The 14928-nt window shown below is 72.2% G+C and carries 11 protein-coding genes; 6 read left to right on the top strand and 5 right to left on the bottom strand.

The genetic code is table 11. From position 1 onward, the window contains the following. Positions 1 to 2 precede the first annotated feature (2 nt). The 3 genes from ABT070_RS43210 to ABT070_RS43200 are packed head-to-tail and all read left to right on the top strand — an operon-like array spanning position 3 to position 2994. A complete protein-coding gene (locus ABT070_RS43210; RefSeq protein WP_351768480.1) occupies positions 3 to 1001 on the top strand; it encodes a carbohydrate ABC transporter permease in 999 nt (332 codons plus the stop codon). Positions 1002 to 1018: 17 nt separating this feature from the next. Further along, positions 1019 to 1870, top strand: a complete 852-nt coding sequence (locus ABT070_RS43205; RefSeq protein ID WP_351768494.1) for a carbohydrate ABC transporter permease — start codon at positions 1019 to 1021, stop codon at positions 1868 to 1870. A 50-nt stretch (positions 1871 to 1920) separates the two neighbouring features. Continuing rightward, positions 1921 to 2994, top strand: a complete 1074-nt coding sequence (locus ABT070_RS43200; RefSeq protein WP_351768479.1) for an endo-1,4-beta-xylanase — start codon at positions 1921 to 1923, stop codon at positions 2992 to 2994. Here the strand turns inward: ABT070_RS43200 and ABT070_RS43195 are convergent. The 3 genes from ABT070_RS43195 to ABT070_RS43185 form a co-directional block, all read right to left on the bottom strand. Continuing rightward, positions 2991 to 4028, bottom strand: a complete 1038-nt coding sequence (locus tag ABT070_RS43195) for a LacI family DNA-binding transcriptional regulator (protein WP_351768478.1) — start codon at positions 4026 to 4028, stop codon at positions 2991 to 2993. The genes ABT070_RS43200 and ABT070_RS43195 overlap by 4 nt on opposite strands. A 224-nt stretch (positions 4029 to 4252) precedes the next feature. Beyond that, positions 4253 to 4441: a DUF5999 family protein gene (locus tag ABT070_RS43190; RefSeq protein WP_351768477.1), complete on the bottom strand. Its 189-nt coding sequence runs from the start codon at positions 4439 to 4441 to the stop codon at positions 4253 to 4255. Between the two features lie 381 nt (positions 4442 to 4822). Beyond that, complete coding sequence (locus ABT070_RS43185; RefSeq protein ID WP_351768476.1) at positions 4823 to 5413, bottom strand: hypothetical protein; 591 nt, start codon at positions 5411 to 5413, stop codon at positions 4823 to 4825. A 571-nt stretch (positions 5414 to 5984) separates the two neighbouring features. Here ABT070_RS43185 and ABT070_RS43180 point away from each other — a divergent pair. Further along, complete coding sequence (locus ABT070_RS43180) at positions 5985 to 7502, top strand: glutamate-cysteine ligase family protein (RefSeq protein WP_351768475.1); 1518 nt, start codon at positions 5985 to 5987, stop codon at positions 7500 to 7502. Positions 7503 to 7780: 278 nt separating this feature from the next. Here the strand turns inward: ABT070_RS43180 and ABT070_RS43175 are convergent, their stop codons facing one another. Further along, the gene (locus ABT070_RS43175) at positions 7781 to 9556 is read right to left on the bottom strand and encodes a substrate-binding and VWA domain-containing protein (RefSeq protein ID WP_351768474.1); all 1776 of its coding nucleotides are present in this window, start codon (positions 9554 to 9556) and stop codon (positions 7781 to 7783) included. Positions 9557 to 9741: 185 nt separating this feature from the next. Here ABT070_RS43175 and ABT070_RS43170 point away from each other — a divergent pair, with 185 nt between their 5' ends. After that, a complete protein-coding gene (locus ABT070_RS43170; RefSeq protein ID WP_351768473.1) occupies positions 9742 to 10542 on the top strand; it encodes a CPBP family intramembrane glutamic endopeptidase in 801 nt (266 codons plus the stop codon). 160 nt (positions 10543 to 10702) lie between these two features. On the opposite strand, the gene ABT070_RS43165 is transcribed toward ABT070_RS43170, so the two are convergent. Then, the gene (locus ABT070_RS43165; protein ID WP_351768472.1) at positions 10703 to 11512 is read right to left on the bottom strand and encodes a PhzF family phenazine biosynthesis protein; all 810 of its coding nucleotides are present in this window, start codon (positions 11510 to 11512) and stop codon (positions 10703 to 10705) included. 534 nt (positions 11513 to 12046) lie between these two features. On the opposite strand from ABT070_RS43165, the gene ABT070_RS43160 reads away from it, so the two are divergent. Beyond that, a complete protein-coding gene (locus ABT070_RS43160) occupies positions 12047 to 14782 on the top strand; it encodes a winged helix-turn-helix domain-containing protein (RefSeq protein WP_451102915.1) in 2736 nt (911 codons plus the stop codon). Positions 14783 to 14928: the final 146 nt, after the last annotated feature.

Below are 14928 nucleotides of genomic sequence, written 5' to 3'. Positions count from 1 at the left end.
CGATGACCTCCACCTTCCTTCCGGACAAGCGCAGCGGCCCGGACGTCGGCCCGCCGCCTCCGTCTCCCGGCGCGGGCCGGGGCCGGGCGCGGCGGCGGGCGCGGCACTGGCTCACCGCCGTCGCCTTCCAGGTGCCCGCGCTGGTCCTGTTCGGCACGCTCGTGCTGCTGCCGATGCTGTTCGCGCTGTACGCCTCGTTCTTCCGCTGGGGCGGCTTCGGCATGCCCGACGACTACATCGGCGGCGACAACTTCACCCGCCTCTTCCAGGACCCGGTGTTCCTGGGCGACCTGTGGCGCTGCCTGCTCCTGGTCGGGCTCTCGCTCGTCCTCCAGCTGCCGTTCGCGCTCGCCCTCGCGGTCGCGCTCAACCAGAAGATCCGCGGCCGGGCCGTGTACCGGATGCTGTTCTTCGCGCCGTACATCCTCTCCGAGGCGATCACCGGCGTGCTGTTCAGCATGATCTTCGCCCCGGACGACGGTCTCGCCGACCACGTCCTGGGCGCGATCGGCCTGGACGGCGTGGGCGGCGAGTGGTTCGCCGACCCCTCCACCGTCATGGCCACCCTCTTCCTGGTCATGACGTGGAAGTACTTCGGCTTCCACATGATGCTCTACCTGGCCGGACTCCAGTCCATCCCGGCCGAGTTGACGGAGGCCGCCCTGATCGACGGAGCGGGCCCCTGGCAGCGCTTCCGCAACGTCACCCTGCCGCTGCTCGCGCCGACCCTGCGGATCAGCGTCTTCCTGTCGGTCATCGGCTCGATCCAGCTCTTCGACCTGGTGTGGGTGGTCACCGCGGGCGGCCCCGACCACCACTCCGAGACGATGGCCGTGACCATGTTCCAGTACGGCTTCAAGCGCTACCAGGTCGGCTATGCCAGCGCGATCAGCGTGGCCATGTTCGGCATCAGCCTCGTCTTCGCCCTCGCCTACCAGCGGTTCGTGCTCCGCCGGGACCTTCAGGGCGCCACCACGACCATGCGAGGAGGCGGCGCGTGAAAACCCGCGAGACCGGCATGAGCACCCGCGGGACCGGACGGGGCGCCCGAGGGGCCCGCCGGACGCTTCCCCTGCACCTCGTCCTCGGGATCGTCGGCGTGGTGATGGCCGTACCGCTCGGCTACGCCGTGCTGTCCGGCTTCAAGTCCACCGACCAGCTCTCCCGCAACCCCATCGGCCTGCCCGATCCCTGGGTCACCTCCAACTACACGGACATCCTCGGGTCCGGTTCCTTCTGGCAGCTCGTCGGCAGCAGCACGCTCATCGCGGCCGGTACGACGGTGGTGGTCGTCGCGGTGTCCGCGCTGGCCGCGTTCTCCTTCGCCCGGTTCGCCTTCCGCGGCCGGGAGATGCTGTTCACACTGTTCACGATGGGGCTGATGTTCCCCTTCGCGGTGGCGGCGCTGCCCCTGTTCCTGCTGCTGCGCTCGATGGGCCTGCTGGACAACCCGCTGGGCGTGATCCTGCCGCAGGCCGCCTTCGGGCTGCCGATGACCATCGTCGTCCTGCGCGGGTTCTTCCGGGAGATCCCCGCCGAGCTGGAGGAGGCGGCCACCCTCGACGGCTGCGGGCCCCTCACGTTCTTCTGGCGGATCCTGCTGCCCATGGCCAGGCCCGCCCTCGGCACGGTCTCCGTGCTCGCCGTGGTCGGCAGCTGGAACAACTTCCTGCTGCCACTGCTGGTCTTCAACGAGCCCACCTGGTGGACCATCCCGATCGGCGTCCAGCAGTTCCAGGGCCAGTACTCCGCGGAGTACGCGCGGGTCTTCGCCTATCTCGTGCTCGCCATGGTGCCCGCCCTGGCGTTCTACTCCGTCGCCGAGCGCCAGCTCGTCGGCGGCCTCGCCGCCGGCGCCACGAAGGGATGACGCGCGCCCGCGGACCCGTACGGCTCACCCCTACCGTGAGGAGTCGCACCATGCCCAGCACCGCCGCCCGCACCCGGCTCAGACTCGCCGGCGCCCTCGCAGCCGTCCTCGTCGCCGCCGGTGTCGTCACCGGACCGGCCGCCGAGGCGCACGAGGGCCCGGCGCACGGAAAGCCGCGTACGACCCTCGCCGACCTCGCGCAGCGCCACGGACGCTACTTCGGCAGCGCCACCGACAACCCCGAACTCACCGACACCGCCTATACGAGGATCCTGGGCGAGGAGTTCGACATGATCACCCCGGGCAACGGCATGAAGTGGTACGCCACCGAACCGCAGCAGGGCGTCTTCGACTGGACCGCCGGCGACGAGATCGTCGACCTCGCGCGCGACCACCACCAGAGGGTCCGCGCCCACACCCTGGTCTGGCACAGCCAGCTCCCCGGCTGGCTGACCGGCAAGGAGTGGACGGCCGACGAGCTGCGGGCCGTCCTGAAGAACCACATCCAGACCGAGGTGCGCCACTACCGGGGCAAGGTCTACGCCTGGGACGTCGTCAACGAGGCGTTCAACGAGGACGGCACCTACCGTGAGACGGTCTTCTACAAGACCCTCGGCCCCGGTTACATCGCCGATGCCCTGCGGTGGGCCCATCAGGCCGATCCGAAGGCGAAGCTCTACCTCAACGACTACAACATCGAGGCCGTCGGCCCGAAGAGCGATGCCTACTACGCCCTGGCCAAGGAGCTGAAGGCCCAGCGCGTTCCGCTCGACGGCATCGGCCTGCAGGCGCACCTCGCCCTCCAGTACGGCTATCCGACGACCCTGGAGGACAACCTCCGCCGCTTCTCCCGGCTCGGCCTGGACACCGCGCTCACCGAGGTCGACGTACGGATGCTGCTGCCCGCGACCGACGAGAAGCTGGCCCAACAGGCCGACTGGTACCGGGACATGACCGAGGCGTGCCTCGCGGTGCGGCGGTGCGTCGGCATCACCGTCTGGGACTACACCGACAAGTACTCGTGGATCCCGGCGTTCTTCCCCGGCCAGGGCGCGGCGCTGCCCTGGGACGAGCAGCTCGCGCCGAAGCCGGCCTACCGGGCGATCCGGGAGGCGCTCGGCTAGGCGCCGGGGGCCGGGGCGGTGCTCGAGCGGATCACCAGCTCCGTGCCCAGTTCCACCCGCGGCGAGTCGGGGCGCTCGCCGCGGGCCAGGCTCAGGACGGTACGGGCGGCGAGTTTGCCCATGTCCGCGAGGGGCTGGCGGACGGTCGTCAACGGCGGGGCGGACCAGCGGACTTCCGGCAGGTCGTCGAACCCGACCACGCTCATGTCCTCCGGGGCCCGCAGGCCGCGCCGGCGCAGCGCCTCGATCGCGCCGAGCGCCATCTGGTCGCTGGCCGCGAACACGGCGGTGGGCGGTTCGGGCAGAGCGAGGAGGGCGGTGCAGCCGGTGAAGCCCGACTCGGGGCGGAAGTCGCCGGGGACGACGAGGCTCTCGTCGACGGCGAGACCCGCCGCCTCCAGAGCCGCCCGGTAGCCGTCGTAGCGGGCGCGGGAGCACAGCAGCCGGGGCGGGCCGGCGATCAGGCCGATCCTGCGGTGCCCCAGCGACAGCAGATGCTCGGTGGCCGCCAGGCCGCCCGCCCAGTTGGCGGCGCCGATGGTCGGGGTGTCGACGGCCGGGGAGCCCATCGGATCGACGACGACCAGAGGGACGCCCAGGATGCGCAGCTGCTCGTGCAGGGTGGGTTCGAGGGCCGAGGTGACGAGGATGACGCCGTCGGAGGCGCGGGCGCGCAGGTTGCGCATCCACTCGCGGGCGTCGCCCGAGCGGCCGTGGATCGCCGACACCACGGTGCCCACGCCGGCCGCGTGGGCGACCTCCTCGACCCCTCGGATGATCTCCACCGCCCAGGGGCTGTCGAGGTCGTTGAAGACCAGGTCGAGCAGTGCGGCCCGGGTGCGGGAGGCGGCGGGGCGCTTGCGGTAGCCGTGCAGCCGCAGCAGGTCCTCGACCCGGGCCCGGGTTCCCGGCGAGACGTCGGAGCGGCCGTTGACGACCCGGGACACGGTCGGCACCGAGACGCCGGCCTCACGGGCGATCTCCGTGATCGTGATTCTGCCCCGGGACGCGGGCACGGTGTCGTCCGCTGTCACTTCCCACCTCCGTCGCGTGGTTCCGGCCGCTGCGCCGAAACTTCCAGGAGTCTTCCGGAACATGCGTTGCCGTGGGAAGACGTACAGGAGGACGCACCGCGCCGAGACCGGGCGGCTACGGGGAGTGAGCGGCCCTGAACATGCGTCGGGGCCGGTTCGCGGTGGTCTCCGCGGGCCGGCCCCTCATGTCTGCGGACGGCGGTCCCGCGCCGTCCGGCTGGTGTTCAGGCGGCGGTCACTACCCGGTGGGGGGCGATGACCCGGCCGTCCGGCAGGAGTTCGCCGGTGTCCTCGAAGAGCAGGACGCCGTTGCACAGCAGGCTCCAGCCCTGTTCCGGGTGGTGCGCCACGAGGCGCGCGGACTCCCGGTCGGCCGAGGTCGCTGTCGGGCACGGTGTCTGGTGCTGGCACATGGATGGGAACTTCCGCTCTGGCGTGAGATCTGAGATGGCTGTGGTGTCTGTTCCGCGGCGTGAAACGTCGTTCATGGCCGCCCCCCGTTGTGATAAGTCCGTCGGAACCCAGTGTTGCCCCACGGAGGTCGATCCGCAGGGATTTCGCGGCACCGCTTCTCACAGGTTCATGACGCGTCACCCACGCGGACGGTTCATCCCCATCGCACTGTCACTTCGGGTGGTTTCCAGTGGCCGGATAGGGCTAGTCCGGTCAGCGCCCGGGGGATTCCCGGGCATCGGAGCGCGCCGGACCGCGCCGCGCCGTACCCCGCCACCGGGGCCGCGGTGACGGGGTACGGGGTGAGGGGGTACGGGGTGAGGGGGGCGCCGGCCGAGCGGTCAGGCCGGCGAACCGAGCAGCGGCGGCGCGGCCGGTGTCACCCGCAGGGTCAGCAGCGGGAGCAACTCGGCGACCCGGTGCGCCCGGTGTGCGGCGATCCCGGGCGGTGCCGGGGCCAGCGGCACCAGGAGGTCGGTCGGGGCGGGCTGGCCCGCGGTGCCGTCCGAGGCGCTGTCCCCGTGCAGCCAGAGAGTGAGCATGTAGAGCCCGGGCACCGACAACAGCCGCGCCTGGAACGGCTGGGCGGTCGACTCGGCCTGGCGCAAGGCGCGTTCGGTGGAGGCGATGTACGGGCCTTCGAAGAAGTGCGAGAACGCCCAGCCGTCCGGGGTGAGCCGGGTGTCGGCCGCGGCCACGGCGCGGTCGCCGCAGCGGATCAGGAAGCGCCAGCCGGCCAGCCGGGTCGCGGCCACGCCTTCGGGGGCGATCCGGTCCAGGACGTGCAGGGGCAGCGGGAGTTCGGGAGTGACGTCGCCCTGGGCGTTGCGCAGGGAGGGGGTACGAGCCTCGCGGACCGCGGTGGGGGAACCGAGTGCCATGAGGACGGAGCGAAGGGCGGGCGCGGGAGCCGGGGGGACATGCAAAGGCATGGTGGGTCGCCTCTCATTCGACAGGCACGGTGGCGCGAGGGCGTGGGCGGACGGCGCTGTCAGCTAGCTCTCGAACAGGTCGGAGAGGCGGGGGCCGGAGTCTGGGGTTGCAGGGGTGCGCGAGCGGCCCACCGTCACCTCGACGGCAGGCTCCTTCGACTGTGGGCGCCAACCTTCTCTGCCTTGTTCGCGGAGTTTATACGACATGTGTTCAGACTGTGTTTCGTCTAGTCGATCCCGGGACACTCGGCAAGGGTTCATCCGGTCGAAGCGCGGGGTGAAAAATCCCGATTCAAAGCGGGTCGCGCGGCGGTGACCTCGGCTTATACGCCCGTAGCGGTCGGCCTATTCTCGTCGGCGTTTTTCACGAGTTCCACATTTCGCGAAAGGGCCTTCGGCCGCATGCCCCGTGAATGTGCCAGCGGTCACCGCCGGTGGCTTTCGGTCAGCGTAGCGGGTGCCGGGCCGCGCGGGGGACGTTATCGATCGGCCCGGCTGGGCATCATCCCCCCTGACCCGGATCATCCGGCGGCCGGGATCCCCGGCCCGCCACGCGAGGAGGGACGCTTCGATGGGGGAAAAGGTCGTGGCAGGCGCGTTCGACCTGTCCGATCGTCAGGACTACCGGGACAAGCTCCGGCGGTGCCTGACGGGGCTCGAGCGGCTCCTGGCCCAGAAGCGCTTCGACCGCCCCAAGAACCTCATGGGGCTCGAGATCGAACTGAATCTCGCGGGTGCCGACGGCCAGCCGAAAATGCTGAATGGGCAAGTACTGGAGAGGATCGCGAGCCGAGATTTCCAAACAGAACTCGCCATGTTCAACCTGGAAGTGAACATAGCCCCACACCGGCTGGGCGGCCGGGTATTCGACCGTCTCGCGGAAGAACTCCGTACGTCACTGGCATATGCCCATCGAAAGGCGGGCGAGGTCGACGCCGGTATCGTGATGATCGGTATTCTGCCCACCCTCGACCGGGATGATCTGGTCTCGTCGAACCTTTCCGAGGTCGACCGCTACACCCTTCTCAACGACCAGATCGTGGCCGCCAGAGGAGAGGACTTCACGCTCGAGATCGACGGCGTCGAGCGGCTGTCGTGCACCTCGAAGTCGATCGTGCCGGAGGCCGCCTGCACCTCTGTGCAACTGCACCTCCAGGTCACGCCGGCCCGCTTCGCCGCGGTGTGGAACGCCGCGCAGGCGGTCACCGCCGCGCAGATCGCCGTGGGCGCCAACTCGCCCTTCCTGTTCGGCCACGAGCTGTGGCGCGAGTCGCGGCCCCCGCTGTTCCAGCAGGCCACCGACACCCGGCCGCCGGAGCTCCAGGCGCAGGGCGTACGGCCGCGGACCTGGTTCGGGGAGCGGTGGATCAGCTCGGCGTACGAGCTGTTCGAGGAGAACCTGCGGTTCTTCCCGCCGCTGCTGCCCATCTGCGACGAGGAGGACCCGCTGGAGGTCCTGGAGGCGGGCGGGGTGCCCTCGCTCGCCGAGCTCGTCCTGCACAACGGTACGGTCTACCGCTGGAACCGGCCCGTCTACGGCATCGCCGACGGCGTTCCGCACCTGCGGGTGGAGAACCGCGTCCTGCCCGCCGGGCCGACCGTGACCGACGTGGTCGCCAACGCGGCCTTCTACTACGGCGTGGTCCGGGCCCTGGCGGAGGAGTCCCGGCCGGTGTGGTCCCGGCTGCCGTTCGAGGCGGCCGAGGCCAACTTCGACGCGGCCTGCCGGTACGGGATCGAGGCGCGGCTCCAGTGGCCGCGGCGCGGGCGGCTGGGCGGCGTGGCCGAGGTGGACGCGGTGAGTCTCGTGAGGGACGAGCTGCTGCCGCTGGCGGAGGCCGGGCTCGACGCGTGGGGGGTGGAGCCGGCCGACCGCGATTTCTACCTGGGGGTCATCGACGAGCGGTGCCGGCGGCGGACCAACGGGGCGACCTGGCAGGTGGCGACGTTCCACCGGGCGGTGGAGGCCGGATTGTCGCGGGACGCGGCGTTGGCGGCGACGACGCGGCGGTACGCGGAGCTGATGCATCTCGGGGAGCCGGTGCATACGTGGCCCGTGGGGTTGCCCGAGCCTGCGTCTTCGGGGTGAGGCGGCCTCGGGCGGGGTCCGGGGGCTTGTCCGGAGGCTTTCGGTGGTTCGCCGGCTGCGGGGAGGTGGGGGCCGGTCGCGCAGATCCCCGCGCCCCTGACCGGGTGAGGGGGAGGCGGGGATCCGGTTCGGCCGGGACCCGTTCTCCTGGGGTGGGTGAGGGGGAGGTGGGGTTCGGTTCGGTCGGGGCCCGTACTCGTGGGGTGGGTGAGGGGAGACAGGGATCCGGTTCGGTCGGGTCCTGTGACCTGGGGGCGTGGAGGTGGGTCGCCGGGGGATCAGCTGTCGTCGCCTTGGGATCCTGCTGCCACTATCGCCTTGAGGATCACCGTGTGGATCTGGGAGGGGTCGGTCACCGACTGGCCCGAGCCGCCCGTCGCCCTGGCTATCTCCTCGGCCTCCTCGCGGTCCGCGTCGGGGCCGACCGCGATCATGATGAGGGGGACAGGGCGTTCCGGGCCGGCGAGTTTCCTGAGTTCGGTGAGGAGCGTGGTGCGGGAGATGCTGCCCGGGTCCTGGTTGACGCCGTCGGTCAGGATGACCAGGGCGTTGAACTTGCCCTTCACGTAGGAGGCGGTGGCCTGCCGGTACGCGGCGAGCGTCGTGTCGTACAGGCCCGTCGCACCGTTGGGGACCGGTGCCAGGTCGCCGAAAGCCGACGACAGCCGGTCGCGCTGGGTGTCTTTGCCGCCCGCGGTGCCGCCGAGCCGTTCGGTGGGGACCAGGACGCGGTAGTCCTTGTCGCCGTCCAGCTCGGTGGAGAACTCCCACAGACCGATCTCGTCCTCCTGCGTGAAGGTGGCGAGGGCCTGGAGGAGCGAGGCCTTGGTGACGTCCATGCGGGAACGGCCTGTGCCCGGGACCGGTTCGGACATGGAGGACGAGGCGTCGACGACCGTGGTGAGCCGGGCGCTCTGCACCGTGATCGTCCACGTCCCCAGCGTCTCCTCGACGGCCGTGTCCGACGCGGGCCGGGCGGCGGGCTCGGCGAACGGCTGTGGGCTGCTGCCGCCGGCCGCGGTCACCAGCGTCTGCGGGGCGTCGTAGTCGGAGGTCCGGAAGCCGTGTTCCTGGAGGAGTCTCTGCTGCTCGGGGCGGCGCAGATAGGTCATGAACCGGATCGCCGCCCGGCTCTCGTCGGTGCTCAGCCGGGTCTTGTCGACCAGCGTGTACGGATAGTCGAGCCGGGGTGAGCCGTCCTTCGGGTAGAACAGGTCGAGGCCGGCGCCCGAGTCCGCCGACGCGTTGTACGTGAACGAGGCCTGCTCGGTGACGACGACCGCCTGGTTGCGCCCGGGATCGTCCTGCTCGGCGCCCGAGGTGTCGCGCGGCAGCGTCTGCAGGACCTGGGCGTCGGTGTCCGACGCACGCCGGGACAGCGTCTTCATCAGGGCGGCGGCCTGGGTGTCCCCGTCCTTGACGCCGGCCGTGGCGGCGCCGATCTGGGTCAGCGCGAGCAGCCCGGCCGCACTGCGCGCCGGGTCGGCCGCGCCCAGCCGCGGCGAGTCGTTCCGGAGGGTGGCGCCGGCCAGCTCCAGCCAGGAGTACGTCTTCTTCGGCCAGCCCAGCGATTTCGCGGCCGCCGGGACCATCGCCACCCCGACGGGGGTGGAGGCCACGTTGCCCACCGGGGTCACCCCGGTCGCCTTGCGGTCGGCGGTGATCCGCTGGACCCACAGATCGGAGTCGGCCACCCACACCTGCGCCTCCGGGTCCTTGCCCGCCGCCAGCGTCCCGGCGACCTCGGACGACTCACGTGCCGTGACGCTGACCGCGAGGCACTGTCCGTCGGAGGTGAGGCCGCTGTCCGCGGCCTGCTTCGCCGCGGCCGTGAGCGCCGGGGCCATGTCCGGGGAGGCGGCCACCGTCAGCCGTACGGGGTGGTCGCGGCAGGACGAGCCGAAGGAGAGTAATCCGCTGCGTACGGCGGCCGCGGCGCCCCCGGCGACCGTGAGCACGAGGGCGGTCGCGACGGCCACGGTGCGGCGGCGGAGACGAGGACGGGGGTCGCTGCCGCCCGCCCCGTACTGATCGGGCAAGCTGTGACGTCCCATGACGGTGGTGCCCCTCCCTGTCGGCCCCGTGGCGGATTTCCGCCGCACGGCCCGCGAAGGGGAGGTACGCCCCGTACGGCGTCCGTCCCCCCGACGGCCTGTCACGCACGATCTTCGTAACTTCTTTCGAGACCCTAGCGAGACAGGGGTGGGGATGCGGCGGGTTTACGCAACTGGAGGCACGTGTGCAGGTGGAGGCAGGGCAGGTGGCTGACTCATTTCCGCGGGAGCGGCTCTCGCGACGGATCTTCCGCGACGAGACACTGCTCGTTCTGGGGGTTTCGCTCGGTGCGAGCGGTGTGTCCGCCCTGATCAGTTTTGTCGGATCGGTCACCAGGCCGGGCGGCCTGAAGGACCAGGCGGCGACCCTCAACGCCTCGGCCGCGCCCGGCCGTCCATGGCTCGATCTCGCCTGGCAGCTGTTCGGGATCGCCTCGGCGCTCGTCCCGGTGGCCCTCGTCGCGCACTTCCTGCTGCGCGAGGGGCAGGGGTTGCGGACCCTGGGCTTCGACCGCACGCGGCCCTGGCCGGACCTCGGCCGCGGGGCGGCGATCGCGGCCGTGATCGGCAGCTCCGGCATCGCCTTCTATCTGGCGGCACGCGGCCTCGGCTTCAACCTCACGGTGGTGCCGGAGGCGCTGCCGGACGTGTGGTGGAAGTACCCGGTGCTGATCATGTCCGCGCTGCAGAACGCGATCCTCGAAGAGGTCATCGTCGTCGGCTATCTGCTGCGCCGGCTGGGCCAGTTGGGCTGGACGCCGGGCGCCGCGCTCGTGGCCAGCTCGGTGCTGCGCGGCTCGTACCACCTCTACCAGGGCATCGGCGGCTTCATCGGCAACATGGTGATGGGCGTGGTGTTCGTCTACCTCTACCGGCGCTGGGGCCGGGTCGGCCCCCTGGTGGTGGCGCACTCCCTGCTCGACATCGGGGCCTTCGTGGGCTACGCGCTGCTGGCGGGGAAGGTGGGGTGGCTGCCGACCGCGTGAGCCGTGCCGGACGGCCGCGCGGGACGGTATCTGCCGTGCCGGAGGGCGCCTGCCGTGGCGGAGGACACCTGGTGCCGTACGGCAGCTGCCGAGCTCTACGACAGCTGCCGAGCCCGACGACGCCTGCCGTGCCGCAGGACACCTCCCCGCCGCACAGCCCTCAGGCGAGCAGCTCGCCCTCGATGACCGTGACCGCGCGGCCGCTCAGCAGGGTGCGTTCGCCGCACACTTCGGTACGGACCCGGCCTCCCCGGGGCGAGGCCTGGAGGCCGGTCAGGGCGGTGCGGCCGAGCCGCTCGGCCCAGTAGGGCGCCAGCGCCGTGTGGGCGCTGCCCGTCACCGGGTCCTCGTCGATGCCGAGGTTGGGGAAGAAGCAGCGGGAGACGAAGTCGTGTCCCAGGTCCGCGTTCTCGGCGCGGGCGGTCGCGATGACGCCGCGGCGGGAGTGGGCGGCCAGGGCCTTGTGGTCGGGCCGCAGGGCGTGGACGGTCTTCTCGTCGGCCAGCTCGATCAGGAGGTCGCCGACGTGCGGGCCGGTGTCGAGACAGGCGAGCGGTTCGGCGCCCAGGGCTTCGGCGATCCCGGCCGGGATCTCGACCCTGGTCAGCGGGGCGGTCGGGAAGTCCATGGTGATCGAGCCGTCCTCGGCGGGCGTCGCGACGAGGACACCACTGCGGGTGGCGAAGCGCACCGGGCCCCGATGGGCGCCCGTGGTGTGCAGGACGTGGGCCGTGGCGAGCGTGGCGTGGCCGCACATGTCGACCTCGGCGACGGGTGTGAACCAGCGCAGGGCCCAGTCCGCCTCACCGCCCTCGGGGAGCGGGTGAGCGAACGCCGTCTCGGAATGGTTGACCTCCAGAGCCACCTGCTGGAGCCGGTCGTCGTCCGGGAAGGCGTCCAGGAGCAGGACCCCGGCCGGGTTGCCGGTGAAGGGGCGGTCGGTGAAGGCGTCGACGATTCGCATGCGCATGCCGGTGACGGTAGGCGGTCGCCGCGACCGTCGGCCACGGCCAATCCACGAGCCCTGGCCCGCTTTCCCTGGCGGTGGCTCCGCCCCCCGCCCCGGCCACGCACATGCCGTGGCCGGGGTGCGCTGCCTCGGCCGCGAACACGCTGCGGCCGGTTCGTCGCGGATCCCGCCGCGAGCGCGCCGTGGCGGGATCGCGCCGGCTCCCGCAGTCAACGGGCCGCGGCCGGGCCCGTGCCTGCCGTGGCGCCCACCTGCCGTGGCCGGGTTTCGTTGCCTGCGTGCCTGCGTGCCTGCGTGCCTGCGTGCCTGCGTGCCTGCGTGCCTGCGTGCCTGCGTGCCTGCGTGCCTGCGTGCCTGCGTGCCTGCGTGCCCGCCTGGCCTCGCCCTGGCTGTCTTGCCTTGTCTTGTCTTGTCTTGCCTTGCTTTGCCTGGCCGCGAGCGTGCCGCGCGCCCTCTCTCGTGGATCTCTCGCAGGGCACTCGGGGCTGAACCCTGGGATCCTGAGGGGGAGTGCTACCCATGACCTGACGACCAATGGCGGTGAGCGCCATGGCTGGGCTCGACGAGAGCGATACCGATCCGGCGACGGCGTCGTCGGCGGATCCCCAAGGGGATCCGTTCCTGCGCACCCGGTTCGTCGTTCCGGCCCGGCCGGTGACGTTCCTGCGGCGCGAGCGGCTGGTCAGACATCTCGACCAGGCGCTGCGCACACCGCTGACGATGGTCAACGGCGCCGCGGGAGCCGGCAAGACGCTGCTGGTCGCCGACTGGGCCGCGGCACGCGACCGGCCCGTCGCCTGGCTCACCACCGACGCGGCGTCGCAGGGTCCCGGGATGCTCTGGGCGTACCTGCTCCAGGCGCTGCGCGCGTCCGGCACGTCCCTGCCCGCCGAGATCGGCTGCCCCGCGGACGCGAGCAGGGTGACCCCCCAGCTCCTGGCTCGGCTCGCCGCGGAACTGAGCACCCTGGACCGGCCCGCGATCGTGGTGCTCGACGAGTACGACCGGGTGATCGACCCGGAGATCGCGGAGCAACTGGAGTTCGTGCTGCACCACGCCGGCGACGGCCTGCGCCTGATCCTCGTCTCCCGAACCGAGCCGCTGCTGCCGCTGCACCGCTACCGGGCGGCCGGTGACCTGACGGAGATCCGGGGCGCGGAACTGGCCTTCACCTCCGAGGAGGCGGCCGAGCTGCTGGAACTGCACGGGCTGCGGCTGTCGGCGCCCGCCACACAGGGTCTCGTGGACCGCACCCGGGGCTGGGCCGCCGGCCTGCGGCTGTGTGCCCTCGCCGCTCGGGAGAACCCGGATCCGGAGACGTATCTGAAGGAGTTCGAGGCCGACCGCACCACCGTCGCCGACTTCCTGCTGGCGGAGGTGCTCAGACGGCAGCCCCCCGAGACCCAGGACCTCCTGCTGCGGGTCAGCGTCCTCGACCGGTTCCGCCCCGAGCTGGTGAACGCGCTGACGGAGCGCACCGACGCCGGGCCCATCCTGGCCGGCCTGCACCGCGAGAACGCGTTCGTGGAGCATCTCGGACAGGACTGGTACCGCCTCCACCCGCTGTTCGCCGAGATCCTCCGGGCCCATCTGCGGATGCGCTCGCCCGGCCTGGAGCCCGAACTGCATCTGCGGGCCGCGCACTGGCTGCGGGGCTCGGGGTCGCTCACGGAGACGCTGGGCCAGGGCGCCGCCGCCGGCGACTGGGAGTTCACCGCCGGCGCCCTGATCGACGACCTCGCCATCGGCTGGCTCTTCACCGGTCTGCGCTCCGACGAACTCGCCGAGCTGTTCTCCCGCATGGGACCGGAGGCCGCGAGCCCCGCGACGGACCTGGTCCGCGCCGCCCGGGACCTGTCCCGGCGTGATCTCGACCGGGGCCTGACGCACCTGCGGCACGCGGAGGAGAGGCTGACGGCCGAACTGGGTCCGGCGGCCGGGCCGGGCCTTGCGGCGGAACAGGCACTGACGGCCGAGTGGAGTCCCGGCGAGGCGCCCGGCCTCGTGGCGGCCCGGTTGAGCTGTGCCCTGCTCGAGGCGCTGGCCGCCCGGCTGACCGGCGCGCCGGGCCGGGCGGAGTGGGCCGCAGCGGCGGCCGAGATGCTGTGCGACCGGGCGCCGGCCCATCTGCTGGAGAGACATCCCGAGCTCACCGCGCTCCTGCTGGCCCATCTGGGCTCGGCACGGCTGTGGGCCGGGCGGTTCGAGGACGCGTGTGCCGTCCTGTCGAGGGTCGCCGGGTCGTCGGCGCAGGCCTCGACCGCGCTCGCCCGCGAGGACTCGCTGGGCCGGCTCGCCCTGATCGACTACCTGAACGGCTGGCTCGGCAGGGCGGAGCGCAAGGCCCGGGCGGCGGTGACCGAGACGGAGCGGCACGGTCTGCCCAGGCCGTCCGGTTCCGGCATGGGACGCCTGGTGCTGGCCGCCGTCGCCGTGGACCGTGACGACCTGACCCTGGCGCGGACCCTCCTCGACGAGGCGGCCGAGTCGGACCCGGCGCTGCGGGACCCCGTCATGGAGGCGGGCCGGGCCATCGCCACCGCCCGTCTGCACCTGGCCCGCGGCGACACCCGGGCCGCCCTCGAAGCGGCGGAACGCGCTGTGCCCGCCGCCGTGATCTCCCCCTGGGCGGAGGGCCAGACGGCACTCGTCGTCTCCGCCGCCCATCTGGCCGAGGGCCGGCCGGAGACGGCCGTCGAGGTGTGGCGGGCGGTGTCCGACGAGCAGTCGGCGTACGCGGTCGGGGCCGCGCGGGCCCAGCTCGCGGCGGGCCGGCCGCAGGCGGCGATCGACCTCCTCGACGGCGTGCGGTCCGAAGGGCGCGCGGGCCCCGCGGTGACCGTCCGGGCCATCCTGGTGCGGGCGCAGGTGGCGGACGAGGCGGGCGACGCGGCCACCTCGCGCCGACTGGTCGCCCAGGCCCTGCGTGAGGCGCGGCGGGACGGACTGCGGCGGCCCTTCCTCGAGGCCGGGCCATGGATCCGCCCGTTCCTGGACACGGTGTCGCCGCGGGGGCCGGCGGGGGACCGGCTCGCCCGCGGCGGGCCGGTGTCCGACGGCCGGTCGCTCCCGGTCGTGGAGGCGCTGAGCGGACGTGAACTCGACGTACTGCGCAGGCTCGCCCTGACGATGTCGACGGAGGAGATCGCCGCCGATCTGTTCGTCTCCGTGAACACGGTCAAGACCCACCTCAAGAGCGCCTACCGGAAGCTGGCGGTCAACCGCCGCAACGACGCGGTGCGCCGCGCCCGTGAGCTGAAGCTGTTGTGACCGAGGACGCCGGGACGTCCCGGATCGCCCGTGGTGGGTGAGGCCGGACGTCCCGCGGGGGCGGACGATCGCAGGGGTGAGTGCGCAGCCCGCCAGTCCCAGGCCATCCCGGGGAGAGCAGCTCATGCGCTACGAGATCCGCGTCG

Source organism: Streptomyces sp. NPDC002884, from assembly GCF_040295245.1.
Taxonomy (GTDB): domain Bacteria; phylum Actinomycetota; class Actinomycetes; order Streptomycetales; family Streptomycetaceae; genus Streptomyces.
This window is presented reverse-complemented; position numbering and strand designations above follow the sequence as displayed.